Genomic DNA, 25,551 nt, shown 5'->3' on the forward strand with positions numbered 1-25,551 from the left:
GCCGACGGGGACTGATGCTCAGCCCCGGGGCGCCCCGGCGGGATCAGTCGTGCCCGTTGCTGCCGTCGCCACGGCCCGTGGAGGACTGCAGGCGGTCGATGTGCTCGGAGGCCTGGGCCTTGGTGAGGTCGGCGGGCAGGGTCTCGCCCGCCTCGCGCGCGAGGGTGTCGAGGTAGCTGCGCTGCGGGCCGGTCATCGGCTCGTCGCCGGTGACCCAGTCGGACGGGTCCTTGCTGGCGCTGGTGTCGCTGCCGTCGTCGGCACGGGCGCCGAGGACGTCGCCCTCGGTCTTGACATCGGGATCGGTGGTGTTGTCATCGCTCATGGTGCGACCGTACGCCCGACCACCGACGCCGACGAGGGCTTGCGGAGCGGGCCCGGGCGCCCCGCTTCACGAGCCGAGCAGCGCGTGCGCGACGGTGAAGATGACCAGCCCGGCCAGGGAGCCCACGACGGTGCCGTTGATCCGGATGAACTGGAGGTCCTTCCCGACCTGCAGCTCGAGCTTCTCGGACGTCTCGCGCGGGTCCCAGCGGTGGATGGTGTCGCCGATGATGCTGGCGATGTCGGTGCGGTAGCGGTCGACCAGGTTGGCCGCGACCGATCCGATCCAGGAGTCGACGGTCGCCGCGAGACCGGCGTCGGTCGAGAGCCGGCGGCCCAGATCGACCACGATCGACTCGATGCTGCCGCGGAGGGGGCTCGACGGGTCGTCCATCGCGCCGAGGAGGGAGGCCTTCGTCGCCTCCCAGGCGTCCCCGGCGAGCTCGCGGACGCGCGGGCTGTCGAAGGCGCGGTTCTTGATCTCCTCGACCCGGGCGATCAGGTCGGGGTCTGTGCCCAGATCCTGCGCCAGCGTGGCGAGGTAGCCGTCGATCGCGATCCGGAACGGGTGAACCTGGTCCTCGCGCACCGCGGCGACGAAGACGAGCGCCTCGCGGTACAGCCGCTCGTCCACCGCTCGGCTGACCGCGGAGGGCAGCCAGCTCGGCAGGCGGCCGCTGACCATGCGGGTGAAGCTCTGCGGGTTCGCGGTCAGCCACGCCTCCGCCTGCTCCACCAGCGTGTCCACGAGGCGCCGGTGGTGGCCGGCCTCGACCACGCTTCCCACCAGCGAGCCCAGCGGCGGGCCCCACTGCGGGTCGAGGAGGTGGCGCCGTGCCAGCGCCTCGATCACGCGCTGCACGTCGGAGTCGTCCAGCAGGGCGATCGCCGAGCGGACGGCCGCGGCGCTCTCGCCGCCGACCCGGTGCGCGTTCTCCGGCTCGGCGAGCCACAGCCCCGCCCGCCGGGCGATCCCGAAGGAGTCGAGCTTCTCGCGCACGATGGCGCCGCGGAGGAAGTTCTCCTCGACGAACTGCGCGAGGCTCGCGCCGATCTCGTCCTTCTTGGTCGGGATGATCGCGGTGTGCGGGATCGGCAGGCCCAGCGGCCGCCGGAACAGCGCGGTCACGGCGAACCAGTCGGCGAGCGCGCCGACCATCCCGCCCTCGCTCGCGGCCCGGACCCACTGCAGCCACGGGTAGCGCTCCTGCAGGGCGAACGACACGGCGAAGACGACGGCCATCACCACGAGCAGGCCCGTGGCGAGCCGCTTCATCCGGACGAGAGCGACGCGCTTGGCCTCGTCGTCGCGCCCGACCGCCGCGAGGGTGGTCATGACGCGGTGGGGAACCCCTCGTGGCGGATGCCCCACGCGACGGTCCACTCCTCGCCCGGCTCGAGCCAGCGCAGGCCCTGCCCGCTGTTGAACGCCTCGGCGGGAGCGGTCATCGGCTCCACGGCGATCGCGGTCTTCACGTCGTCGCCGTCGGGGAAGATCCGGGTGATGAAGACCTGGATGAAGTTGTGCGAGGCGTCGGCCCAGAGGAGCACGCGGCGGCCGTCCGCGGCGCGGAGGCCGTGCACGCTCTCGCCGTCGACCATCCGGACGTCGGCCCAGGCGTCGTCGAGCTCGAGGTCGCCGATGCGGCGGCCGGAGCGGAGGTCCCACTCGGTGCCCTCGACCGGGTTCTGCACGGTGGGGTTGAGGCGCTCGTCGACCTCGATGTGCACCGCCGCGTCGACGGTGATCTCGAGCTCGTCGGTCGGGACGTCGCCGATGGCGAGGAAGGGGTGCGTGCCGATGGCGACGGGCGCCTCGTCGGCTCCGACGTTGACGACGCGGTGGACGACCTTCAGCCCGTCGGCCTGCAGCTCGTAGCGGACCGAGGTCTCGAGGTGGAACGGGTAGCCCGCCTGCGGCACGACCGGCGCGGCCAGCTCGACGAAGGACGGGCCCTGGTCGACGAGGCGGTACGGGGTGCTCACCAGGAGGCCGTGGATGGCGTTGTGGTACTTCGGCTCGGTGATCGCGAGCTGGAGCGTCTCGCCGCGGTGGTGCCAGCGCCCGTCCTTGACGCGGTTGGGCCAGGGCATCAGGACGATGCCCGAGCCGAACGGCGGGACGGTGCTCTCCGGGTAGGAGGCGGTGATCTCCACTCCGTCGACCGAGAGGTGGCGCAGCGCTGCGGCCACCTCCGTCACGACGGCGTGCAGGGTGCGTCCCTCGGCGGTGAGGTCGAGCGAGAACTGGCGCCCGGTGGCGGGGGCGGGGGTGAAGTCGGCCATTCCTCGATCCTACGGACTGACGCGCTCGCCGAGCGTCCGGCAGCGGGTGACCGCGAGCCCCGCCTCCTCCAGAGCGGCGATGAGTCCGTCGGCGGCGCCCGCCCCCGTGAGCAGACGGTCGAACTCGTCGGGAGCGGCGACCCGGCCGAGGTCGACCACTCCGAGCTTCGAGGAGTCCGCGACCACGACCCGGCGGGTCGCCGCCTGCAGCATCCGGCGCTTCAGGGTCGCCTCCGGGAGGTTGACGTTGGTGACGCCGGCATCGGGGTGCACGCCGGTGCAGCCGATGAAGGCGATGTCGGCGCGGATCCGCTCGAGCAGCTCGGACGCGAGCGGCTCGACCAGCGAGTGCTGCAGCGGCCGCAGAGTGCCCCCGGTGACGACGACCGTGAAGCGCGGGATGGCCGGCTCGAGCGCCAGCGCCGTGGAGAGGCCGTTCGTGATCACCGTGACGTCGCGCAGCTCCTCCCGCGCCACGAGCGCGTGCGCGATGGCGAGCGGGGTGGTGCCCACGTCGAGCACGATGCTCTGCCCGGAGGAGACGGAGGCGGCGGCCTCCTCGCCGATCGCGGCCTTCTCGTCGGAGGCGGCGCTCAGGCCCTCCTCGAGCGAGCGCTCACCGGTGGGCCTCGGCGCCGGGATCGCCCCTCCGCGCACCCGCTGGAGGACGCCCTCGCTCGCGAGCAGGGCGAGATCGGAGCGGACCGTGACGACCGAGACCCCGAGCATGTCGGCCATCGGGGCGACCCCGACGAAGCCCGAGCTCTCGGCGGCCAGACGCAGCCGCAGCCGGCGCTCGATCGCCGACGTGGACTCCTGCTCGCCGTCCGTCCTCATCCGCCCATCGTGCCCGCGGGCCGGTGGACTTGTCAAAGGGAAAACGAGCTTTCCTTTTCGAAGGTGCGGCCCTAGTCTGACTCCTGCCATGAACGAAGCGATCACACTCTCCGCCGGCGTCGTCAAGCGCCCGCACACGCTGGCCGACGGCCGCGAGCTCCTCTACTTCGACGACGCCGACACGACCCTCCCCCCGGAGCGCGCCGCCGACGCCCGCCACCTCGACCCCCGCCCTGCCACCGCGCGGATGCGCCAGGACGTGCTGACCGGCGAGTGGGTCTCCATCGCCGCGTCGCGCCAGAACCGCGTGTTCCTGCCGCCGGCCGAGCTCGATCCGCTCGCCCCGGCGTCGCCGACGAACCCGTCGGAGGTGCCCAGCCGCTACGACGTCGCCGTCTTCGAGAACCGCTCCCCCTCCTTCGGCCCGCTCCTCGAGGACGCGGACGCGCCCGCCTCCCTGGAGGACCTGCGCACTCTCGGGCTCGGCCGGACGCTGACCAGCGTCGGCCGCTGCGAGGTCGTCTGCTTCAGCCCCGAGCACGAGGGCTCGTTCGCCACGCTCAGCGCCTCCCGAGCCCGGACCGTGGTCGAGGCCTGGGCCGACCGCGTGGGCGCCCTCTCGGCCCTTCCCGGCGTGCAGCAGGTCTTCCCGTTCGAGAACCGCGGCGAGGCGATCGGCGTCACGCTGCACCATCCCCACGGGCAGATCTACTCCTACCCCTACGTCACGCCGCGCACGACCCGCCTGCTCGCCTCGCTCGACAGCTACGGGCCGTCGATGTTCGCCGACGTCCTCGCCTTCGAGCAGGCCGGCGAGCGCGTCCTACTCCGCGGCGAGCACTTCACCGCGTTCGTGCCGTTCGCCGCGCGCTGGCCCGTCGAGGTGCACCTCCTGCCGCACCGCCACGTCCCGGACCTGGCGGCGACGACCCCGGAGGAGCGCGACGAGCTGGCTGTGATGTACCAGCGCCTGCTCCGCGGCATCGACGCCCTCTACGACACCCCGACGCCCTACATCGCCGCCTGGCACCAGGCCCCGGTGCACGAGCGCCGCGACGAGGTGCGCCTGATGCTCCAGATCACCTCGCCCCGCCGCGCCGAGACGAAGCTCAAGTACCTCGCGGGGAGCGAGGCCGCGATGGGCGCCTGGATCGGCGACATCGCCCCCGAGACGAGCGCCGCGGCCCTGCGCGCGGCGATCGAGCGGGCCGAAGCGGCCGTGCTCGAGGCCGGGATCGCACAGCGCCCCGACGCGGCGCTGCCGGTCGCCGCGCACAGCGACGACTCGCTTCCCGGCGGCGCCGCCACTCCCGCCACCACCGCCGCCGACATCGCCGAGGAGAACCGATGACCGCCGCTCCCGCATCCCTGACCGCCGTCGCCGAGAGCGCGGCCGCCGCCTTCGAGCGCACCTTCGGCCGCCCCGCCGCGGGCGTCTGGGCCGGCCCCGGCCGCGTGAACCTGATCGGCGAGCACACCGACTACAACGACGGCTTCGTCTTCCCCTTCGCGATCGACCGCGCCACGGCGATGGCCGTCGCTCCGAGGGAGGACCGCCTGATCCGGATCAGCAGCGCCTTCTCCCCCGAGGTGGTCGAGGTCGCTCTCGACGAGCTCGGCCCCGGCGCCGTGACCGGCTGGTCGGCCTACCCGCTCGGCGTGGTCTGGGCGCTCACCGAGTACGGCGTCGACCTGGGCTCCCGCTCGGGCTTCGACGCGTACGTCGACTCCGACGTGCCGGTCGGCGCGGGGCTCTCGAGCTCGGCGGCGCTGATGTGCGCGATGGCCGTCGCCCTCGACGAGCTCTGGGACCTCGGCTTCGACCGCGCGACGATGGCCCGCGTCGGCCGTCGCGCCGAGAACGTCGCGGTCGGCGCCCCCACCGGGATCATGGACGAGTCCGCCTCCCTCTTCGGGAAGCGCGACGCCGCGGTGTTCCTGGACTGCCGCAGCCTCGACACCGAGGTCGTCCCCCTCGGCTTCGAGGAGGCCGGCCTCGTCCTGCTCGTCGTCGACACGCGCGTCGAGCACGCGCACGCCACCGGCGGCTACGCCGAGCGGCGCGCCTCCTGCGAGCTCGGCGCCGCGACCCTCGGCGTGCCGTCGCTCCGCGAGCTGACGGTCGACGACCTGCCGCGCGCCCAGGAGCTCCTCGACGACGTCACCTACCGGCGCGTGAAGCACGTCGTGACCGAGGACGTCCGCGTGCTCGAGACCGTCCGCACCCTGCGCGAGCACGGTCCCCGGGCGATCGGCGATCTGCTCGACGCCGGCCACGTCTCCCTCCGCGACGACTTCGAGATCTCGGTGCCCGAGCTCGACACCGCCGTCGAGGCGGCGCGCGGCGCCGGAGCGATCGGCGCCCGGATGACCGGCGGCGGCTTCGGCGGCTCCGCGATCGCCCTCACCCCGGTGGAGAAGGAGGAGGAGGTCCGCGCCGCGGTCCTCGCCGCCTTCGCCGAGAAGGGCTTCACGACTCCGGAGCTCTTCCTGGTCACGGCCGCCGACGGCGCGGGTCGGGTGCTCTGACCTCTGCTTCCGTCGACGCCCCCTGCGACCTCGCGTCGCAGGGGGCGTTCCTCGTCCAGCCGCTACGGCGCCGGATCCGGCGGAACGACGGCGCGCCCTTCTCCCCCGGTGACCCGAACCAGCTCGGCGAAGCTCGTCGGGTAGACGGTGTGCGCGTGCCCGGCCGCAGCCCAGACCACGTCGTAGGCGGCGAGGGCCGTGTCGACCACGGTGCGCAGCGGCGCGGGATGGCCCACCGGCGCGATCCCGCCGATCGTCTGGCCCGTCGCGGACTTCACCTCCGCGGCCGGCGCCCGGGTGATCGATCCGCCCAGCTGCACGCCCAGCCAGGCGGTGTCGACGCGGTGGCCGCCGCTGGTCAGGACCAGCAGCGGCGCACCGTCGATCAGGAACACGAGCGAGTTGGCGATCTGGCCGACGTCGACGCCCAGCGCCTCGGCCGCCAGTGCCGCCGTCGACGCGGCCGAATCGAGCCAGCGCACGGTCGGGTGCACGCCGTGCCGGTCGAGGTCGGCGAGGACGCGGTCGACGGCCGGGTGGCTCCGTTCGCTCATGCCGCCGAGGCTAGCGCCCCGGCCGCCCTCACTTCTCGAACGTGGAGGCGTCGATCACGAAGCGGTAGCGGACGTCCGAGGCGAGGACGCGCTCGTAGGCCTCGTTGATCTGCGACGCCGAGACGACCTCGACCTCGCTCGCGATGCCCTTCTCGGCGCAGAAGTCGAGCATCTCCTGGGTCTCGCGGATGCCGCCGATGCCCGAGCCCGCGAAGGAGCGACGGGCGCCGAAGAGCGTGAAGACGTGCAGCGGCAGCGCCTCGGCCGGAGCGCCCACGTTCACCATCGTGCCGTTGCGGCGCAGGAGCCCCAGGTAGGCGTCGAGGTCGAGGGGCGCGCTGACCGTGTTGACGATCAGGTCGAAGGTGTTCGCGAGATCGGTGAAGGTCGCCTCGTCGCGCGTCGCGTAGTAGTGGTCGGCGCCCAGGCGGAGGCCGTCCTCCTTCTTGCTGAGGGTCTGCGAGAGCACGGTGACCTCGGCGCCCATCGCGTGCGCGAACTTGACGGCCATGTGGCCGAGCCCGCCGAGGCCGACGACGGCCACGCGCTTGCCGGGGCCCGCCTCCCAGTGCGAGAGCGGCGAGTAGGTCGTGATGCCCGCGCACAGCAGCGGAGCGGCGGCCTCGTAGGGGATCGACTCCGGCACGCGGAGCACGAAGTCCTCGACGACGACGACGTGCGTGGAGTAGCCGCCCTGGGTGATGGTGCCGTCGCGGTCGACGGAGGCGTAGGTGCCGGTGTTGCCCTTCAGGCAGTACTGCTCCTCGCCCGCGAGGCAGTTCTCGCACTCGCGGCAGGAGTTCACCATGCAGCCGACGCCGACGCGGTCGCCGACGGAGTGCTTGGTGACCTCGGAGCCGACCTCGGCGACGACGCCGACGATCTCGTGGCCGACGGTCAGCGGGTACGCCACCGGTCCCCAGTCGCCGCGGACGGTGTGGATGTCGGAGTGGCAGATGCCGGAGTAGGCGATCTCGATGAGCACGTCGTGCGGTCCGACGTCGCGGCGCTCGATGGTGGTGGGGACGAGCGGCTCGGTCGCGGAGGGGGCGGCGTAGGCGGTGACGGTGAGCATGGGTTCTCCTCGTGGGGCGGGGCGCGCTCCGAGGACGTGTCCGACGGGGTGGGGGACGCGAGAGCGCCGGGCCACGCTACCGGCAGGCGACTGGACGTCGCCCCCGAGCGCGGTCCGGCGCGGGTCCTGTGGCGCGGGACCGGTCAGCGCAGGGCGCGCTCGGCCGCCGTCACCACGTTGTGGATGAGCATCGCGCGCGTCATCGGGCCGACTCCGCCGGGCACGGGCGACAGCCAGCCCGCGACCTCCGCCGCCTCCGGTGCGACGTCGCCGGTCAGCTTCGCGCGGCCCGTCTCCGGGTTCTCGACCCGCGTGATGCCCACGTCGAGCACGGCGGCGCCGGGCTTCACCCAGTCGGCGCGGATGAGCCCGGGCACGCCCACGGCGGCCACCACGATGTCGGCGCGGCGCACCTCCGCGGCGAGATCGGCCGTGCGGGAGTGGGTGAGGGTCACGGTGGCGTCGAGGCCCTTCCGCGTGAGCAGGAGCCCGAGCGGACGGCCGACGGTGAGCCCGCGGCCCACGACGACGACATGCCGGCCCGAGGTCGGGATGCCGTGGCGCTGCAGCATCTCGACGATCCCGTTCGGCGTGCAGGGCAGCGGGCTGTCCAGCTCGCCCTCGACGCCGAGAACCAGGCGGCCGAGGTTGGTGGGGTGCAGGCCGTCGGCGTCCTTGTCCGGATCCATGAGCTCGAGCATCGCGTTCTCGTCGATGCCCTTCGGCAGCGGGAGCTGGATGATGTACCCGGTCACGGCCTCCGAGTCGTTGAGCTGCCGGATGGCGGCGCGGATGTCGTCCGCCGACGCGGTCGCGGGGAGGTCCACGCGGATCGACTCGATCCCGACCTCCGCGCAGTCGCGGTGCTTGCCCGCGACGTACGAGCGGGAGGCGGGATCGTCCCCCACCAGCAGCGTTCCGAGCCCGGGCACGACGCCCCGCTCGCGCAGAGCGGCGACCCGCTCCGCGATCTCCGTCTTGACCGCCGTCGCCGTCGCGACGCCGTCGAGTACCTGTGCCGTCATCTCGGGCTCCTCGGTCGTTGCGCGGCGGAGGGGGACGGTGCCCCGGCCTCCGCCGCGCGGGTGGTGCAGCGGATCGACTACAGCCCGGGGTAGAGCGGGAAGTCGTCGGTGAGGCGGGCGACACGGCCGCGCAGCGCCTCGAGGTCGGCCGAGGGCTTGAGCGCCTCGGCGATGACGTCGGCGACCTCGGTGAACTCCGTGTCGCCGAAGCCGCGGGTCGCGAGCGCCGGCGTGCCGATGCGCAGGCCCGAGGTGACCATCGGCGGGCGGGGGTCGAACGGCACGGCGTTGCGGTTGACCGTGATGCCGACCTCGTGGAGGCGGTCCTCGGCCTGCTTGCCGTCCAGCGGCGAGTCGCGCAGGTCGGCGAGGACGAGGTGGACGTCCGTGCCGCCGGTCAGGACGTCGATGCCCTCGGCCTTCGAGTCGGCCGCCGTGAGGCGCTCGGCGAGGATCTGCGCGCCGCGGATGGTGCGTGCCTGGCGGTCGGCGAACTCGGGCTCGCCGGCGAGCTTGAACGCGGTCGCCTTCGCGGCGATCACGTGCATGAGCGGGCCGCCCTGCTGGCCGGGGAAGACGGCCGAGTTCAGCTTCTTGGCGTACTCCTGCTTCGCGAGGATGAGCCCCGAGCGCGGGCCGGCCAGCGTCTTGTGGACGGTGGTCGTCACGACGTCGGCGTAGGGCACCGGCGACGGGTGCAGCCCCGCCGCCACGAGGCCTGCGAAGTGGGCCATGTCGACCCAGAGCTTCGCGCCGACCTCGTCGGCGATGGCGCGGAACGCCTCGAAGTCGAGCTGACGGGGGTAGGCGGACCAGCCGGCGATGAGCACCTGCGGACGGACCTCGAGGGCCTTCTCGCGGACCGCGTCCATGTCGATGCGGAAGGTCTGCGGGTCGACGCCGTACGCGGTCGCGTTGTAGAGCTTGCCCGAGAAGTTCAGCTTCATGCCGTGGGTCAGGTGGCCGCCGTGCGCGAGCTCGAGGCCGAGGATGGTGTCTCCGGGCTGCACGAGCGCGGCGAGCGCCGCGGCGTTGGCGGAGGCTCCGGAGTGCGGCTGGACATTGGCGAACTCGGCGCCGAAGAGGGCCTTGGCGCGGTCGATCGCGAGCTGCTCGGCGATGTCGACGTACTCGCAGCCGCCGTAGTAGCGGCGTCCGGGGTAGCCCTCGGCGTACTTGTTGGTCAGGACGGAGCCCTGCGACTCGAGGATCGCGCGCGGCACGAAGTTCTCGCTCGCGATCATCTCGAGGTAGCCGCGCTGGCGGTCGAGCTCCTGCTGGAGCACGGCGGCGATCTCGGGGTCGACCACCGACACGGGCTGGTCGAACGAGGCGGCGACGCCGGGGCTGGCGGGGGAAGAGGACACGGACGCTCCTTGGCTGGGAAACGGAAGGGGCCCGGCAGGTCGCTGCGGCGCGACACGGCTCGTTCGGGCGACCCGATCTACGGTATCCGTTCCAGCCCAGGCGTGCGGCGGGAAAAGTGTCCGGGGCGCTGCCCCGGAGGAGGTGCCGCTCCCTGATGGTCACCCATCCGAACGCCAGTCGCGGCGGGCTCACTCTAGCAAGCGGGCCGGGTGGCGCGGGAGTCGCGCCAGTCGGGGGCGGGCACGCGCGATCGTGCGACGATCCCTCGGGCGGTCCCGGCGCGGGACCGGGAGGGAGGGCGTCGCCGTGGGTCCTCGACGCCGCTCCGAGCGCATCGACGGCCGCAGCGACGAGGAGCTCGTCGCGCTGGTCCGGGAGGGCCGCACCGACGCGGTCTCCGAGCTCTGGCGCCGCCACTCCTCGGCCGGGCGCACCGTGGCCCGGGCGTGGGCGAGCAGCTCCGACCCCGACGACCTGGTCTCGGAGGCGTTCCTCCGCGTCCTGCGGGCGATCGAGCGCGGCGGCGGACCCGAGGGCGCCTTCCGCCCCTACTTCTTCACCACCGTCCGCAACGTCGCGGGATCCTGGGCCCGGCGGGACCGGCACGAGCGGCCGTTCGACGAGGCCGACCGCGCCCTCCCCTCTGCCGGCCCCGATCCCGAGGCGCACGCCCTCGCCGCCCTCGAGCGCGACCTGGGCGCGCGCGCGTTCCGGGCGCTGCCGCCGCGCTGGCAGGAGGTGCTCTGGTACACGGAGGTGGAGGGCCTGTCCCCCGCCGCCGCCGCACCGCTGATGGGCCTGCGGCCCAACGCGGTCGCAGCGCTCGGGGTGCGGGCGCGGGAGGGGCTGCGCTCCGCGTGGATCCGGGAGCACGTGGCGGACGCCTCGGCGACGGGCGAGTGCGAGTGGGTGCTCGAGCGGGCGGGGACGTACGCGCGAGGACGAGCCCCCGTCCGGGACAGGCACCGCATCGACCGGCACCTGGACGGGTGCCTCTCCTGCCGGGAGGCGCTGGCGGAGGCCGAGAGCACTGCGCGCCGCCTCGCGTCGGTGCTGCTGCCGCTCTCGGCCGGCGTGAGCGGTGCGGCAGCCTGGGCGGCGGGCGGGGGCTCTGGCGCGGCCTCCGGTCCGCTGCCGAGCGCGGTCCGGGCGTCGAGCGCGGTTCGAGCGTCGAGAGCGGTCCGAGCGTCGAGAGCGGGCAGCGGAACAGGAGTAGTCGTCGCCGCGTCCGCTGCGGCGGCACTCGCGGTCGCGGGAGTCGTCGGCGCGGTGGTGCTGCTGTCCGGGAACGGGGGCGGCGCGCTCGTGGCGGCGGAGGACGCCTCCGCGCGGGTGGACGAGCGCGCAACGGCCGAGGCGGCTGCGCCGGCGTCGAGCGGAGGAGCGACGGCGAGCGCCGACCGACCGGAGACGGACCCGGAGGCCGCGGACCGGACGAGTGCAGCGGACGGCGATCCGGCGGGGCGGTCCAGGGGTTCCGGCGCCGCTCCGAGGAGCACGGTGCCGGCCGTGGCCGGACGGGCCGCGTCGGACGATGCCGGAGCGACGCGCGCGACCCCCGGGAGGACGGGACGCCCGCCGCAACAGGAGCCGTCCCACGATCCCGTCGGCGCACCGGCGTCGAGAGGGATCGAGGCGACCGCCTCCCCGACTCCTGCCGCCGAGCCCGCCCCGTCCCGCCCTGCCGTGACCGGCAGCCCCGCACCGGCGCCCTCCCCTGCCGTCACCGAGGCTCCGGCCCCCTCCGGGCCGCCGGGGACCACGACCGGGAGCTCCGCGCCGGGCCCGATCGGCAACGGCCCGGGCCTGCCCTCCGTTCCGGTCCCGACCCCCGCACCCAGCACTCCGGTCACGGTTCCTGTTCCTGTTCCTGTTCCGACCGTGACTCCCCCACCGGACACTCCGGCTCCGGCAGCGACGCACGCACCGAGCACTCCGGCGCCGGTCCCTACAGGGGCGCCGAGCACCTCCGCTCCGGTCTCGACTCCCGCGCCGGTCACGACCCCCACTCCGGCCGCACCTCCCGCTCCGGCCGCACCGACCCTCGCGCTCGACACCGACGGCCGGCTGCTGCCCGATGCCCGGGGCACCGCCGCGCCCGGCGCCGCGGTGCTCCTCGAGGACGCCTCCGACGGACGCCGCGTGGGCTCCGCCACCGCCAACGCCGACGGCTCCTGGACCGCGCCGGCGCTCCCCCTCCCCGCGGGCACGACCACGGTGCTGGCGCGCACCGCCGCAGGAGTCAGCGCCCCCGAGACGGTCGACCTGCGCGCTCCGGTGCTCCTCGCCCGGGCCGCGTCGAGCGGGGGCGCGGTCGGCGTGCTCGTGCTCGCCGACCCCGACGCGGACGGCCTCGACCTCCTGGTCGACGGCGAGCAGGTGCGGTCCCTCGCTCCCGGAGCCCCCGTCCTCGCCGCGACCCTGGAGGTCGGTCCCGGGAGGCACACGATCGGCGTCCGCTACTCCTCCCCGGACGGGCGGACGGGACCCGTCGCCGCCGTGTCCGTCGATGCGGGCTGAGGCGCGCGGACCGCCCCGTGCCCCACCGTTATCCTGGGCGGATGCAGCCCGAACCCGCCGCGTCCGCGACTCCCCGGCCCGCCCCCGTGAGCACCCGTCCGACGGGCAGCGACGCCGCGTGGTCCGGCGCCCGGCCCGCGGGAAACCACTGGACCCTGACCTTCGCCTGCCCCGACCAGCCGGGCATCGTGCACGCCGTGTCCGGTGCCGTCGTCCAGGCCCGCGGCAACATCACCGAGAGCCAGCAGTTCTCGAGCGCCGACACCGGCCGCTTCTTCATGCGCCTGCAGGTGGAGTCGCCCATCAGCCGCGAGGAGTTCGCCGCCGCCCTGCTGCCGATCACGGAGCACTACGGGATGACCTGGCGCCTCGACGTCGTCGGCCGGCCGCTGCGCACCCTCGTCCTCGCCTCCACCGCCGCGCACTGCGTCAACGACCTGCTCTTCCGCCAGCGCGCCGGGCAGCTCGCGGTGGACATCCCGATGATCCTGTCCAATCACGGCAGCCTTCGCGACCTCGCCGAGTTCTACGGCGTGCCCTTCGAGTCGCGACCCGTGGTCTCGCCGGAGTCGAAGCGCGGGTTCGAGGAGCGCGTGCTGGAGGTCGTCGAGGAGCACGACGTCGAGCTCGTGGTCCTGGCGCGCTACATGCAGATCCTCTCCCCCGAGCTCTGCGCGCGACTGGCCGGCCGCGCCATCAACATCCACCACTCGTTCCTGCCGGGCTTCAAGGGCGCGAACCCCTACAAGCAGGCGCACGCCCGCGGCGTCAAGCTGATCGGGGCGACCGCGCACTTCGTCACCAGCGACCTCGACGAGGGGCCGATCATCGAGCAGAACGTGGTGCGCGTGGACCACTCGCACTCGGTCGCCCAGCTCGTGGCGATCGGGCAGGACGAGGAGAGCCGTACGCTCACGCAGGCGGTCAAGTGGTTCGCGGAGGACCGGGTGCTCCTCGACGGGGCCCGCACCATCATCTTCCGCTGACCTCCGGCGGCTAGCATGGTCGGCGTGAATCGAGCAGGAGCGGACACCGCGGGCACCGACATCAGGATCGGCCCGAACGCGATCCTCCGGTTCCTCCTGGAGCTCGTCGCGCTGGCGACCTTCACCCTCTGGGGCTTCGCGTCGTGGGACCTCCCGTGGAACATCGTCCTCGGCATCGGCGCTCCGGTGGTCGCCGCGCTGATCTGGGCGCTCTTCCTCTCGCCGCGCGCGGTCCTCGCGATCGACGTCTACGGCCGCTCGCTGATCGAGCTGCTCGTGATGGGCGCCGCCGCGCTGGCGTGGCTGGACCTCGGCCAGCCGGTCGTCGCGATCGTCTTCGGCGTCCTCGCCGTCGTCTCCGGCGTCATCGCGGGACGCCGCTCCCTCTGATCCTGACGGCGGCCGCTCAGGCCGAGGGGCGCTCGCCCGGAGCCGTGCACCGCTGTCCCCGAGCGGGCACCGCTGTCCCCGAGCGGGCACCGCTGTCCCCGAGCGGGCACCGCTGTCCCCGAGCGGGCACCACTGTCCCCATGCGCTCGCCGCGGCCCCGGAGCGGAACCGAACGCGTCGTCCAGGCTCGCAGCCGCTTGTCGCCACTGCGCTCTCCCGTCGATGCGCCGCCGTCGATGCGCTACCGCAGCGGGATCCAGGGCCGATCGCGCCGCCGGGCCCGCAGTCGAAGGTGCTCCGCCCCGCCTGATCGCCGCTCTCTCCCCCGACCCCCTCCCGCCTTCCCTCTCGAGCCGTTCCCCACGCAGCCCGGCCGGTCCTGCTCCCGGCACGCACCACGAGCCGCCCCGTCTCCGCCTCCCCGGCCCGGGAACGGCGAACGGCCGCCCCCGCCGCTCCTGGAGGAGCAGGGGGACGGCCGTTCGCGGCGGTCGCGGAGGACTACTCCGCGGCGCCCGCCTCACGCTGCGCCAGGGCGCGGCGTCGGAGGCCGGTGATCACAGCACCTGCACCGAGGAGGGCGAGGGCGGCGGCTCCGAGGAGACCGCCGTCGAAGCCCGTCGACGGGAGGCCGCCGGCGCCGTGGCCGGGCGCGCCCGGTCCGGCGGTCGGCGTGGAGGTGGGCTCCCCCGGTCCGGCGGTGGGGCCGGCCGTCGGCGTCGCGGTCGGCTCCGGGGTGCCCGTGGGCTCCGGAGTCGCGGTCGGCGTCGGGGTGGGGGTGACCGCCTCGGTGACGTCGACGCTCACGAGCGTCGCGAGTCCCGAATCGGTGTAGGCGACACGGCCGAGGTAGCGGGCCGGGCCCGCCAGGTTCGACCAGGAGACCGCGTACGCGATCGGCTCGCCCTGCACGGCGTCGACCACGGCGGGGTCGGTGCTCAGCGAGCCGAGACCGTTCTCCGGAGTGATGACGAAGCTGCGGAAGTCGAACGTGACGGTCGAGGATCCCGGAGCGGTCGAGTAGACATCGGCCTGGACCGTGTACTCGCCCGGAGCGGGGTCGGCGATGTCGACGCGCTCGTCGGCCGAGCCGGTCGCCGAGGTGAAGACCTTGTCGGTGCTCTCGCTGGTGACGGTGAGGTCGAGGTCGGCCGCGTCGTCGAGCGAGTCGAGATCGAAGCGGGCGAACTCGGCGCCCTCCGGCACCACGACGGTGGTCGTCAGCGACTTCCCCGTGGGGAGCGTCGCCGAGTGGCCGTCAGCGGCAGTGGCGTCCTCGGCGAGGACGCCCTCGGCGAGACCGCTCGCGGTGAGCGGCAGCGCGCCGGTGATGCCGGGCGTGACCGTCACCGTGCCGGTGCCGGTCGAGCCGGTGCCGGAGACCTCGTAGGGCGCGTCCAGCAGGACGGGGCGCACCGCGATCGGGCTGCGGACGTCGTGCTCCGCGCTCGCCCAGGTCAGGTAGCCGGTGGCGAACTGGTTGAGCGCCGCCGAGCCGGTGGTGAAGGAGACCGTGTACTCCGCCGTCTGGCCCGCACCCGTGAAGGAGAGGGTCGAGGGCGAGACGACGGTGTCGATCCCGGCGAGGCCGTCGACCGAGGCGGTGTAGGTGCCCGCGCCGGTCGAGGTGACCGTGCGGGTCACGGTCTGCGTGCCCGCGAGGGCGCCGATCGCGATCGAGGCCTGGTTGAGGTCGGACGGGTCGATCGCGGCGATCGGGTCGATCACCGGGTTCGAGGTGAAGACGTAGCCCGCACCCTTGAGGAACGCGATCCAGTCCTCCGTGCCGCTCTGGTAGAGCAGTCCGGGGTCGAGGAACGCGGCCGGGTCGACGTGTCCGGCGCCCTGGGCGAAGACGTCCTCGGACGCGGCGCCCGACTGGTCGACGCTGTCGTAGGCGGAGGTCATCATGGCCGACTTCACCGCGGACGGCGAGGCCTTCGGGGTCGCGCCGAGGATCAGCGCGCCGAGGCCCGCCACGTGCGGCGACGACATCGAGGTGCCGGACTCGAACGCGAAGGCGGGGTCGTCGCCCTCGGCGTTGAAGCTGTCGGCGAGGATCGCTACGCCGGGCGCCGTGAGGTCGGGCTTCAGCACGTCGGCGCCGTCCGCCTCAGCGGGTCCGCGCGACGAGAAGCCGGCGACCTGCGGGACGGGGATGGAGGCTCCGGACGAGTTGCCCTCGGAGAGGGTCACGGTCGCACCGGCGGTACCGGCGTAGGTCGTGATCGCCTGGTAGGCCTGCGAGTCGATCTGGATGCTCGGGACCGAGTGGTCGTCGACGTGCAGGGCATTCGGGGTCGGGTTGAGCAGCAGCATGCCGATGCCGCCGGCCCGCTCGACCTCGGCCGACTTGGAGACGCGCGCGGTGACGCCCGCGGTGCAGGCGACGATCGTGCCCTTCACCTTGTCGGGGTCGAGGGTGCCGGTCTCGCAGATGGCGGGGTTCTCGGCGCCCGAGCGGACGACGTCGGCGCTGTTCACCAGCGGTCCGGTGACGTCCTCGTGGACCGAGATGGATCCTCCGACGAACTTCTGGCCGTCGCCGAGAGCGGCGGTCGCGGTGTAGGTCGGGATGGAGGACGCGGCGACCGTGGTGTACCAGGGCGACGCGTGGTCGAGCGTGGAGGCGCCCGCACCCGAGTTGCCGGCCGAGGCCGCGACGAAGACGCCCGCGGCGGCGGCGTTGAGGAACGCCTCGTCGATCGCGGTCAGGGTCGAGGTGGCCGAGCCGCCGCCGATCGAGAAGTTGATGACGTCGACGCCGTCCTTGGTCGCGGCGTCGATGGCCGCGAGGATGCCCGCTCCGGAGCAGAAGTCGTCGTCGTCGGTGCCCTCGTCGGGTCCGTTCCAGCAGACCTTGTACGCGGCGACCTTGGCGGCCGGGGCGACTCCGGAGATCTTCCCGTAGTCGTAGCCGTCGACGCTCGCCTCGACGCCGTTGTTGCCGGCTGCCGTGCTCGCGGTGTGCGAGCCGTGTCCGTCGGCGTCGCGCGGGGAGCGGTACTCGGGGTTGTCCGTCGAGCCGACCTCCTCGTCCGCGAGGAACCAGCGTGCGCCGATGAGCTTCTGGTTGCACTCGTCGCCGTCCCACTGCTCGGAGGCGGGGAGCCCCGGCGAGCAGGACCCGACGAAGGTGCCGCCGTCCGACTTCACGAAGGAGGTGGTGGTGCCGTCCGTGTAGGGGGCCGCTCCGGGCGAGGTCGCCAGGGGCGCGCCCTCGAAGGAGGGGTTCTCGGGCGCGATGCCGGAGTCGATGACGCCGACGACGACGCCCTCGCCCGCCTTGTCGATGCCGCCCAGCTTCTGCCAGACGCCGTTCTCGCCCTCGAGGCCGAGGAAGTCGGTGGAGCGCTGCTGTCCGGTGTCGGGCACCGGGGTGCCGGCGGCGGCCGCGGCGAGCGGCGAGGCCTGCGCGGCGCGGTCGACCTTCAGGTCCTCGACCTTGCGGACCTGCGCGACGTCGCGGCGGCTCGCGAGCTCGCCCGCCTGCTCGCCCGAGAGGGTCGCGGAGAAGCCGTTGAGGGCGACGGTGTAGTGGTAGCCGATGGCGGCGTCGACCGCGGAGGCGACGTCCTCCTGGCGCTGCTCGAGGTGGGCGGAGTAGTCCTCCACCGGAGCCGAGGCGGCCTGCAGCTGCGCACCGTCGACGGGCGCGGTGCGGGCGAAACGGGCATCGCTGCCCTGGTAGGTGGCCGCGGAGGGCTCGACGAGGGTGACGACGTAGTCGCCGTCGTCGAAGCTCTGGCCGACGGAGAGCCCGCCGACGAGCGAGGCACTGCCGGCGAGAGGGGCGGCACTGGCGCCGGTGGTGGCGAAGGCCGCGGTCGCGGCGACTCCGAGGACGGCGAGGCCCGCGAGGATGCGCCTCTCAGCGCGGCGGACGGGTGGTCGGTGGGACAGGTGGATCGGCAATCGATGTCCTTACTCACATTCGCTGGGAACCGGATCGGTTTCCACACAGAAACGACCCTACGAACTCGATTGCCCAGCTTTGTTACGAACGGGTAACGAAGTTGACGCCGAAAGGGGCCGATCCGTTGGCACTCTCCCTCCGCGAGTGCTAATTTATTCGCATTGAGCCGGGTCGGCTCAACTCTTGGAACTCTTCGTTGCACGACTGAATGGAGTGATCTCATGGCTGTCACCTACGACCCCGTCCGCGAGCTGGACCGCCTCGCCACCGCCCTCCTCGGCTCCGGCCAGGGGCCCCGCCGGATGCCGATCGACCTGTACCGGGACGGCGACCACTACGTCCTCACCGCCGACCTCCCCGGCATCGACCCCGGGTCCGTCGACGTCGACGTCGACGGGCAGCTCCTCACCATCCGCGCCCAGCGCACCGTCGCGGGCGGCGACGACGTCACCTGGATCACCCGGGAGCGCCAGTCGGCGACCTTCGTCCGCCAGCTGAGCCTCGGCCGGGGCGTCGACACCGAGCGCATCGCCGCGTCCTGCGACAACGGCGTGCTCTCGGTGACCATCCCGGTCAGCGAGAAGGCGCGTCCCCGCCGCATCGAGGTCGTCTCGACCACCCGCCCCGAGCAGGTGCGGATCGGCGAGGCGGCCGCCGAGTAGGACGACGAGCGAGGGCCCGTCCGCGATCGTGCGGGCGGGCCCTCCGCGTGTCCGCACGCCCTACGCTGGCCGGATGCGCGCCTCCTCCTCCGACACCGCTGTCGGCGTCCTGCTCCCCCGCGATCTCCCCGCCTCCGAGGTGCTCGTCTACGCCCGCCGCGCCGAGGAGCTCGGCTTCGACGAGCTCTGGGTGGTCGAGGACCTCGGCTTCCGCGGCGGCATCGCCCAGGCCGGCGCGGTGCTCGCCGCCACCGAGCGGATCGTCGTCGGCATCGGCATCCTGCCCGCCGCCGTGCGCACGGCGGCCTTCACCGCGATGGAGCTCGGCACTCTCGCCGAGCTGTTCCCCGGCCGCGTCCACGCCGGCATCGGGCACGGGATGCCGCACTGGCTGCGCGGCCTCGGCGTCTGGCCGCGCAGCCCGCTCACCCTGCTCGAGGAGCAGTTCGACGCGATCCGCTCGCTGCTCTCCGGCGAGCGCACCGACCGCTCCGGCCGCTACGTGCACGTGGACGGCCTCGTCCTGGAGTCGCCGCCCGCCGTCGTGCCGCCGCTGCTGGCCGGCGTCCGCGGACCGAAGTCGCTGGCGCTCGCGGGCCGGATCGCCGACGGGGTCGTCCTGGCCGAGCCCGTCACTCCGGAGTACCTCGCGGCGGCCCGCGGCCACCTCGGCGGCACCGGACGGATCGTCGCCTACAACGTGGCCGCCGTGGACGACGACGCGGCCGCCGCGCGCGACGCGGTCCGGCTGGGACTCGAGTGGATCGGCGAGCCGGACTGGGCGCCGCACATCGAGCCGCTCCCCTTCGCGGAGGACTTCGCCCGCCTGCGGGCCGAGAGCGCCGACCGCGCCGCCTTCGTCCGCGACCTGCCCGACGCCTGGGTCGACCAACTGGCCGTCGTGGGCACCCCCGAGGACGCTCGTCGCCGCATCGGCCTGCTGCACGAGGCCGGTGCGTCGAGCGTCGTGCTGATGCCGTCGGGGCCCGATCCGCTCCACGCGATGGAGGAGCTCGCCCGGGCGCTCTGAGGCGCTCGGCAAGGGCGCGTCTCACCGGGCCCGGATACGCCTCCGGCCCGCAGGATCCGTGGATCGTGCGGGCCGGACGCGTCTGCTGAAGCCGGAGATCACGCCGACATGCGGGCCTTCAGGTTCTCATCGAGGGTCGCGAGGAACTCCTCGGTCGTCTGCCAGCCCTGCTCGGGGCCGACGAGCAGGGCGAGGTCCTTCGTCATCTTCCCGGACTCGACCGTCTTGATGACCACGTCCTCCAGGGTGAGCGAGAAGTCGATGAGCTCCTGGTTGCCGTCGAGCTTGCCGCGGTGCGCGAGGCCGCGCGTCCAGGCGTAGATCGAGGCGATCGGGTTCGTCGAGGTGGGCTTGCCGGCCTGGTGCTGGCGGTAGTGGCGCGTGACGGTGCCGTGCGCCGCCTCCGCCTCGACGACGCTGCCGTCGGGCGTGGAGAGCACGGAGGTCATCAGGCCCAGCGAGCCGAAGCCCTGCGCGACGGTGTCGGACTGGACGTCGCCGTCGTAGTTCTTGCAGGCCCAGACGTAGCCGCCCTCCCACTTCATGGCCGAGGCGACCATGTCGTCGATGAGGCGGTGCTCGTAGGTGAGGCCCGCGGCGTCGAAGCGCTCCTTGAACTCGGTCTCGAAGATCTCCTCGAAGATGTCCTTGAAGCGGCCGTCGTAGGCCTTGAGGATCGTGTTCTTGGTGGAGAGGTAGACCGGGTAGTTGCGCGAGAGGCCGTAGTTCAGCGACGAGCGGGCGAAGTCGCGGATCGACGCGTCCTGGTTGTACTGGACCTGCGCGATGCCGTCGTCCGGGGCCTTGTAGACCTCGAATCTCATCGGCTCGGAGCCGTCCTCGGGCGTGAACTCGACGGTCAGCGTGCCCTTGCCCTTGAAGACGAAGTCGGTGGCGCGGTACTGGTCGCCGAACGCGTGGCGGCCGATGATGATCGGCTTGTTCCAGCCGGGGACCAGGCGCGGGATGTTCGAGATGATGATGGGCTCGCGGAAGATCACGCCGCCGAGGATGTTGCGGATCGTGCCGTTGGGCGACTTCCACATCTTCTTGAGGCCGAACTCCTCGACGCGGGCCTCGTCGGGGGTGATGGTCGCGCACTTCACGCCGACGCCGTGCTTCTGGATGGCGTGCGCCGCGTCGATCGTGACCTGGTCGTCCGTCTCGTCGCGGTACTCGATGCCGAGGTCGTAGTACTCGAGGTTCACGTCGAGGTACGGGTGGATGAGGGTGTCCTTGATCTTCTGCCAGATGATGCGCGTCATCTCGTCGCCGTCGAGCTCGACGACCGTTCCCTCAACCTTGATCTTGGACATTGCTCTCCCATGGTGTCGATGACCCCGCACCTGTGCGGGACGGGCGGCTCTGCACCGCTCCGGATGGCCTCCGCCAGCCTACCCGAGGCCCGAACTGTCTCGATGTCGAGACAGTTCTCGATCGTCCGCGCCGGGGCCGGCGCACGTCGCCCGACAGGAGGATGCCCGCCGTCCTGCGCCGCCGGTACAGTGACGGCATGAGTGACCTCCGCCTGGAAGAGCTGTCCGCCTCGAACATCTCCGCCGTGAACGGTCTGAGCCTCAAACCCGGCCAGGAGCAGTTCATCGCGCCGGTCTCCTACTCCGCCGCCGCCGCGGTGATCGACCCGGGCGCCTCCTGGCAGCGGGCCGTGATGGACGGCGACGAGCTGGTCGGCTTCATCCACGCGCACTTCGACCCGGAGGCGGCGGAGGAGTTCCGCAGCTGCATCTGGCGCATCAACATCGACGCGGCGAAGCAGGGCCGCGGCGTGGGCACCTTCGCCGTCCGCGCCACCGCCGACGAGGCGCGCGCCCGCGGCTTCGACACCCTCACGGTGATCTGGGAGTCCGGCGAGGACGGCCCGGAGCAGTTCTTCCGCTGGATCGGCTTCGAGGTCGTCGGCGAGACGCAGTACGGCGAGAACATCGGGGCGCTGACGCTCTGAGCGCGGCGCCGGAGGCAGCGGAGCCGGCCGACTTCGTCTCCGCCGTCCTCGAGGTGGTCGCCTCCATCCCGCCCGGCCGCGTGATGGCCTACGGCGAGATCGCCGCGGTCCTCGGCACGCGTGCGGCACGCGCGGTCGGCACGGTGATGGCCCGCTACGGCTCCGACACCGCCTGGTGGCGCGTCGTCCGCGCGGGAGGAGCGCCCCCGGTCGGCCACGAGGAGCGCGCCCGCCGGGAGTACGAGCGCGAGGGCACGCCCCTCGTCGTCACGCCGGGCGGCTGGCGCGTCGACGTGCGCAGCGCACGCTGGCGCCCCTGAGCCGGGATCGGCTCAAGTGCGTCAGTCGCGAGCGGCAGCCGCTCAGACGAGCGAGTCCCGCCAGGCCGCGTGCAGGGTGGCGAAGCGGCCCTCGCCGGCGATGAGCGCCTCCGGAGTGCCGTCCTCGACGATGCGGCCGTGCTCCATCACCAGCACCCGGTCGGCGATCGCGACCGTCGAGAGGCGGTGCGCGATGATGACCGCCGTGCGGTCCGCCAGGAGCGTCTGCAGGCCCTGCTGCACCAGGCGCTCGCTCGGGATGTCGAGGGAGGAGGTCGCCTCGTCCAGGATCAGCACCGCCGGGTCGGCCAGGAACGCGCGGGCGAACGAGATCAGCTGGCGCTGACCGGCCGAGACGCGGCCGCCGCGCTTGTTCACATCGGTGTCGTAGCCGTCCGGCAGCGCCTGGATGAACTCGTGCGCGCCGACCGCCTGCGCGGCCCGGACGATCTCGTCGTAGGACGCGGTCGGCCGCCCGATCGCGATGTTGTCGGCGACGGATCCGGAGAAGAGGTACGCCTCCTGGGTGACCATCACGATCGCGCGCCGCAGGTCCTTCGGGTGCAGCTGCCGCAGGTCCACGCCGTCGAGGGTCACCACGCCGTCGCTCGGGTCGTAGAAGCGCGAGATCAGCTTGGCGAGCGTCGTCTTGCCGGCGCCCGTGGACCCGACGAGGGCGATGGTCTGCCCGGCGGGGATGTCGAGGTCGAAGCGCGGCAGCACCTCGCGGTCGGCGGTGTAGGCGAAGCGGACGCCCTCGAAGCCGAGGCGGCCCCGCGCCTGGCGCAGGTCGACCGGGCGGGCCGGATCCGGGACGCTCGGCTCCTCGGCCAGCACGCCCGAGATCTTCTCGAGCGCGGCGGCCGCCGACTGGTAGGAGTTGTAGAACATCGCCATCTCCTGCACCGGGTCGAAGAAGCGCCGGGTGTAGAGCAGGACCGCCAGCAGCGCGCCGATCTCGAGCCCGCCGTCGAGCACGCGGACGCCGCCGATGAACAGCACCACGGCGACGGTGACGTTGCCGATCAGCACGAGCCCGGGGTCGAAGGTGCCGAACACCCCGAAGACGCGCTTGTAGGCGAGCCGGTACTGCTCGACGACCCCGCCGAACACGGACTCGTTGCGCTTCTGCGTGCGGAAGGTCTGCACGGCGCGGATGCCGGTCATGGACTCCACGAACTGCACGATGAGCCGCGACGAGGCGACGCGAGTGCCGCGGAACAGCGCCTGCGACCGTTTCTGGAACCAGCGGGTGAGCAGCGCGAGCGGCACCAGGGCGCAGGCGAGCACGATGCCGCTCACGCCGTCCAGGGAGACCAGAGCGATCGCGACGAAGCCCATGTAGAGCGCACCCTGCACCAGCTGGTTGATGCCGGAGTCGAGCAGCTCGCGGATGGAGTCGAGGTCGCTGGTCTGGCGCGAGATGATCCGGCCGGAGGTGTAGTTCTCGTGGAACTCCAGGCTCAGCTTCTGGGTGTGCAGGAAGACCCGCTTGCGCAGGTCGATCAGGATCGCCTGGCTCACCCGCGCGGAGAGCACGGTGTACCAGGCGACCAGGAGCGCGCCGACGAGTCCGGTGAGGATGTAGGCGCCGACCGTGACCGCCAGCGGGACCGCGTTCCCCGCGAGGACCGCGGGCAGGCCGTTGTCGATGCCCGCCGCGATCAGCGCCGGTCCCGCGACCTGGGCAGCGGTCGCGACGACGACCACGACCGCGGTGAGCACCAGCCGCAGCCGGAGCGGCCGCAGCAGGGAGCCGAGCAGCCGCAGCGAGCGCCGGCGCAGGGCCGCCGACTCCGCTCTGCTGAGGTCGTCGCGCTCCTCGGAGGAACCGAGCGTGCTCATGATCGCGTCTCCTGGTGGGTCGTCGTGGGGCGGGAGCCGATGCGCTCGGTCCCGGCGGGCCGGGTCAGCTCGTCCTCCTCGAGGCTCGAGATGACGAAGCGGTAGTGCGGGCTGCTCGCGAGCAGCTCGCTGTGGGTGCCGACCGCGGTGATGCGGCCCTCCTCCATCAGTGCCACGCGATCGGCGAGCGCCACCGTCGAGGGGCGGTGGGCGACGATGATCGCCGTGGTGTCGCCGAGCACGCGGCGCAGCCCCGCCTCGACGCGCGCCTCCGTGTCGACGTCTAGCGCCGAGAGCGGGTCGTCGAGGACGAGCACCGCCGGACGCGCGGCCACCGCGCGGGCGAGGGCCAGGCGCTGGCGCTGGCCGCCGGAGAGGCTCATCCCCTCCTCGCCCACCTTCGTGTCCAGGCCCTCGGGGAGGCGGTGGACGAAGTCGGCCTGCGCGATCTCGAGGGCCTCGAGCAACTCCTCCTCGGTCGCGTCGGGTCGGCCGAGGAGGACGTTCTCGCGCACGCTGATGGAGAAGAGCGTCGCGTCCTCGAACGCCATGCCGACGTGCGTGCGCAGCTCGTCGCGGCGGAGCCGGCGGATGTCGACGCCGTCGAGCTCGATGGCTCCGCCGGTCACGTCGTAGAGGCGCGGGAGCAGCGCGGTGAGCGTCGTCTTCCCGGAGCCGGTGATGCCGACCAGTGCCATCGTCTCGCCCGGCTCGACCTCGAGGTCGACGCCGTCGAGGAGGTCGCGGTAGCGCTCGGGGGCGTCCTGGTAGCGGAAGTGGACGTCGCGGAAGCGGACCCGACCGCGCGGCTCGAGGATCGTGTCGGGGTCCTCCGGGTCGGTGATGGTGTTCCGGCTGTCCATCACCTCGAAGTAGCGGTCGACCGCCGTGCGGGTGTCGAAGGTCATCGAGAGGAGGAAGCCGATCGACTCCACCGGCCAGCGCAGCACGGTCGCGGTGGCGAAGAAGGCGAACAGCTCGCCGACGCTCAGCTGGCCGGCCGCGGCGAGCCAGACCCCGCCGAGCAGGCAGAGCGCGAACGCGATGTCCGGCACCAGCAGCAGGACGAGCCAGATCCCGGCGATGGCGCGGGCCTTGTCGATCTCGGTGCCGCGGAGCTTCTCGGCCTGGCCGGCGAAGTTCTCCAGCGCGTGCTGGTGGCGGCCGAAGGCCTTGAGGACGCGGATGCCGTGCACCGACTGCTCGACGGTCGTGGCGAGGTCGCCCGCCTGGTCCTGGCTGCGGCGCGCGATGCTCGAGTAGCGCTTCTCGAACGCGAACCCGTAGATCCAGACCGGGATCGAGCACACGACGAAGAGCACGCCGAGGATCGGGTTCCAGTAGACGAGGACGCCGAAGCCGACGACGATCGTCAGCGCGTTGACCACGAGCAGGACGAAGCCGAAGGCGATCCAGCGGCGGATGAGGCTGAGGTCGCTCATCGCCCGCGACAGGAGCTGCCCGCTCTGCCAGCGGTCGTGGAACGAGACGGGGAGGTCCTGCAGGCGGCTGTAGAGCGCCGAGCGCATGCGCGCCTCGATCCGCGTGCTGGGGGTGAGGACCATCCGGCGCCGCAGCGCGATGGCACCGGCCTCGACGACGCCGAGCACGAGGATGACGGCGACCGGGCCGATCAGCGGCCCGAGGTCGCCGGAGCCGGCGGAGGCCGCTCCGTCCCCCAGCGGCCCGTCGACGAGCTGCTGCAGGACGATCGGGATGACCAGCGACACCAGGCTCGCCACGAGCGCGACCGCGATGCCGCCGACCAGCCGGGGCAGGGAGTCGCCGACGAAGGGGACGAGGCGCAGCAGGGTCTGCAGCGTGCTCGGGCGCTTCTGCGCGGGGGCGCCGGGAGACGGGAGGGCGGGAGCGGACACGGCGGAGGGCTTTCGCGACGAGGGCGGGGCCTCCCCTGCCGGGT

Annotated in this window: 21 protein-coding genes; 9 read left to right on the plus strand and 12 right to left on the minus strand. The window is 73.0% G+C overall.

The window, feature by feature from the left end; translation table 11 throughout:
* Nucleotides 1–43: 43 nt before the first annotated feature.
* The 4 genes from C5C35_RS10550 to C5C35_RS10565 form a co-directional block, all read right to left on the minus strand.
* Entirely contained in the window at nucleotides 44–325 is a 282-nt protein-coding gene (locus C5C35_RS10550; protein ID WP_104224714.1) for a DUF3072 domain-containing protein, read from the minus strand.
* A gap of 66 nt (nucleotides 326–391) precedes the next feature.
* The gene (locus tag C5C35_RS10555; protein WP_104224715.1) at nucleotides 392–1,660 is read right to left on the minus strand and encodes a DUF445 domain-containing protein; all 1,269 of its coding nucleotides are present in this window, start codon (nucleotides 1,658–1,660) and stop codon (nucleotides 392–394) included.
* Nucleotides 1,657–2,610 carry an aldose 1-epimerase family protein gene (locus C5C35_RS10560; RefSeq protein ID WP_104263066.1) on the minus strand — a complete coding sequence of 318 codons (954 nt, stop codon included), beginning with the start codon at nucleotides 2,608–2,610 and terminating at the stop codon, nucleotides 1,657–1,659. The genes C5C35_RS10555 and C5C35_RS10560 overlap by 4 nt, the downstream gene beginning before the upstream one ends.
* 9 nt (nucleotides 2,611–2,619) lie before the next feature.
* Nucleotides 2,620–3,447, minus strand: coding sequence for a DeoR/GlpR family DNA-binding transcription regulator (locus C5C35_RS10565; protein ID WP_104263067.1), 828 nt, complete (start codon nucleotides 3,445–3,447; stop codon nucleotides 2,620–2,622).
* Nucleotides 3,448–3,535: 88 nt separating this feature from the next.
* Here C5C35_RS10565 and galT point away from each other — a divergent pair, with 88 nt between their 5' ends.
* Both galT and galK read left to right on the plus strand, forming a co-directional pair.
* Entirely contained in the window at nucleotides 3,536–4,798 is a 1,263-nt protein-coding gene (gene galT / locus C5C35_RS10570) for a galactose-1-phosphate uridylyltransferase (protein ID WP_104263068.1), read from the plus strand.
* Nucleotides 4,795–5,976: a galactokinase gene (galK, locus tag C5C35_RS10575; RefSeq protein ID WP_104224719.1), complete on the plus strand. Its 1,182-nt coding sequence runs from the start codon at nucleotides 4,795–4,797 to the stop codon at nucleotides 5,974–5,976. Before galT ends, galK begins: the two co-directional genes overlap by 4 nt.
* Before the next feature lie 62 nt (nucleotides 5,977–6,038).
* Here the strand turns inward: galK and C5C35_RS10580 are convergent, their stop codons facing one another.
* The 4 genes from C5C35_RS10580 to glyA all read right to left on the minus strand — a co-directional run bounded on the left by C5C35_RS10580 (nucleotide 6,039) and on the right by glyA (nucleotide 9,997).
* Complete coding sequence (locus C5C35_RS10580) at nucleotides 6,039–6,530, minus strand: YbaK/EbsC family protein (protein ID WP_104227277.1); 492 nt, start codon at nucleotides 6,528–6,530, stop codon at nucleotides 6,039–6,041.
* A 28-nt stretch (nucleotides 6,531–6,558) separates the two neighbouring features.
* Nucleotides 6,559–7,605 carry an NAD(P)-dependent alcohol dehydrogenase gene (locus C5C35_RS10585; RefSeq protein WP_104233905.1) on the minus strand — a complete coding sequence of 349 codons (1,047 nt, stop codon included), beginning with the start codon at nucleotides 7,603–7,605 and terminating at the stop codon, nucleotides 6,559–6,561.
* Nucleotides 7,606–7,748: 143 nt separating this feature from the next.
* Nucleotides 7,749–8,630, minus strand: coding sequence for a bifunctional methylenetetrahydrofolate dehydrogenase/methenyltetrahydrofolate cyclohydrolase (locus C5C35_RS10590; RefSeq protein ID WP_104247702.1), 882 nt, complete (start codon nucleotides 8,628–8,630; stop codon nucleotides 7,749–7,751).
* A gap of 77 nt (nucleotides 8,631–8,707) precedes the next feature.
* A complete protein-coding gene (gene glyA, locus C5C35_RS10595) occupies nucleotides 8,708–9,997 on the minus strand; it encodes a serine hydroxymethyltransferase (RefSeq protein WP_104224723.1) in 1,290 nt (429 codons plus the stop codon).
* Nucleotides 9,998–10,304: 307 nt separating this feature from the next.
* On the opposite strand from glyA, the gene C5C35_RS10600 reads away from it, so the two are divergent.
* From C5C35_RS10600 to C5C35_RS10610, 3 genes are read left to right on the plus strand one after another with little or no spacing between them, the layout of a single operon-like run.
* Nucleotides 10,305–12,518 carry a sigma-70 family RNA polymerase sigma factor gene (locus C5C35_RS10600; protein ID WP_146084589.1) on the plus strand — a complete coding sequence of 738 codons (2,214 nt, stop codon included), beginning with the start codon at nucleotides 10,305–10,307 and terminating at the stop codon, nucleotides 12,516–12,518.
* Between the two features lie 41 nt (nucleotides 12,519–12,559).
* Nucleotides 12,560–13,504 carry a formyltetrahydrofolate deformylase gene (gene purU, locus C5C35_RS10605; RefSeq protein ID WP_104247704.1) on the plus strand — a complete coding sequence of 315 codons (945 nt, stop codon included), beginning with the start codon at nucleotides 12,560–12,562 and terminating at the stop codon, nucleotides 13,502–13,504.
* Between the two features lie 24 nt (nucleotides 13,505–13,528).
* Nucleotides 13,529–13,894, plus strand: coding sequence for a YrdB family protein (locus C5C35_RS10610; protein ID WP_258069036.1), 366 nt, complete (start codon nucleotides 13,529–13,531; stop codon nucleotides 13,892–13,894).
* Nucleotides 13,895–14,395: 501 nt separating this feature from the next.
* Here the strand turns inward: C5C35_RS10610 and C5C35_RS10615 are convergent.
* The gene (locus C5C35_RS10615; RefSeq protein WP_104263071.1) at nucleotides 14,396–17,809 is read right to left on the minus strand and encodes a S8 family serine peptidase; all 3,414 of its coding nucleotides are present in this window, start codon (nucleotides 17,807–17,809) and stop codon (nucleotides 14,396–14,398) included.
* Between the two features lie 222 nt (nucleotides 17,810–18,031).
* On the opposite strand from C5C35_RS10615, the gene C5C35_RS10620 reads away from it, so the two are divergent.
* Both C5C35_RS10620 and C5C35_RS10625 read left to right on the plus strand, forming a co-directional pair.
* Nucleotides 18,032–18,472: an Hsp20/alpha crystallin family protein gene (locus C5C35_RS10620; protein WP_104263072.1), complete on the plus strand. Its 441-nt coding sequence runs from the start codon at nucleotides 18,032–18,034 to the stop codon at nucleotides 18,470–18,472.
* Between the two features lie 73 nt (nucleotides 18,473–18,545).
* Nucleotides 18,546–19,502 (plus strand): LLM class flavin-dependent oxidoreductase, encoded by a 957-nt coding sequence (locus C5C35_RS10625; protein ID WP_104263073.1) that lies wholly within the window; start codon nucleotides 18,546–18,548, stop codon nucleotides 19,500–19,502.
* A 98-nt stretch (nucleotides 19,503–19,600) separates the two neighbouring features.
* Here the strand turns inward: C5C35_RS10625 and C5C35_RS10630 are convergent, their stop codons facing one another.
* Nucleotides 19,601–20,818, minus strand: coding sequence for an NADP-dependent isocitrate dehydrogenase (locus tag C5C35_RS10630; protein WP_104224939.1), 1,218 nt, complete (start codon nucleotides 20,816–20,818; stop codon nucleotides 19,601–19,603).
* Nucleotides 20,819–21,015: 197 nt separating this feature from the next.
* Here C5C35_RS10630 and C5C35_RS10635 point away from each other — a divergent pair, with 197 nt between their 5' ends.
* The gene (locus C5C35_RS10635; protein WP_104224946.1) at nucleotides 21,016–21,465 is read left to right on the plus strand and encodes a GNAT family N-acetyltransferase; all 450 of its coding nucleotides are present in this window, start codon (nucleotides 21,016–21,018) and stop codon (nucleotides 21,463–21,465) included.
* Nucleotides 21,462–21,785: an MGMT family protein gene (locus C5C35_RS10640; protein WP_104238475.1), complete on the plus strand. Its 324-nt coding sequence runs from the start codon at nucleotides 21,462–21,464 to the stop codon at nucleotides 21,783–21,785. The genes C5C35_RS10635 and C5C35_RS10640 overlap by 4 nt, the downstream gene beginning before the upstream one ends.
* A 42-nt stretch (nucleotides 21,786–21,827) precedes the next feature.
* Here the strand turns inward: C5C35_RS10640 and C5C35_RS10645 are convergent, their stop codons facing one another.
* Together C5C35_RS10645 and C5C35_RS10650 are read right to left on the minus strand one after the other, a co-directional pair.
* Nucleotides 21,828–23,630 (minus strand): ABC transporter ATP-binding protein, encoded by a 1,803-nt coding sequence (locus tag C5C35_RS10645; RefSeq protein WP_104258297.1) that lies wholly within the window; start codon nucleotides 23,628–23,630, stop codon nucleotides 21,828–21,830.
* Nucleotides 23,627–25,507, minus strand: coding sequence for an ABC transporter ATP-binding protein (locus tag C5C35_RS10650; protein WP_104263074.1), 1,881 nt, complete (start codon nucleotides 25,505–25,507; stop codon nucleotides 23,627–23,629). The genes C5C35_RS10645 and C5C35_RS10650 overlap by 4 nt, the downstream gene beginning before the upstream one ends.
* Nucleotides 25,508–25,551 lie beyond the last annotated feature (44 nt).

It is taken from the genome of Rathayibacter sp. AY1F8 (assembly GCF_002932165.1).
Classification (GTDB): domain Bacteria; phylum Actinomycetota; class Actinomycetes; order Actinomycetales; family Microbacteriaceae; genus Rathayibacter.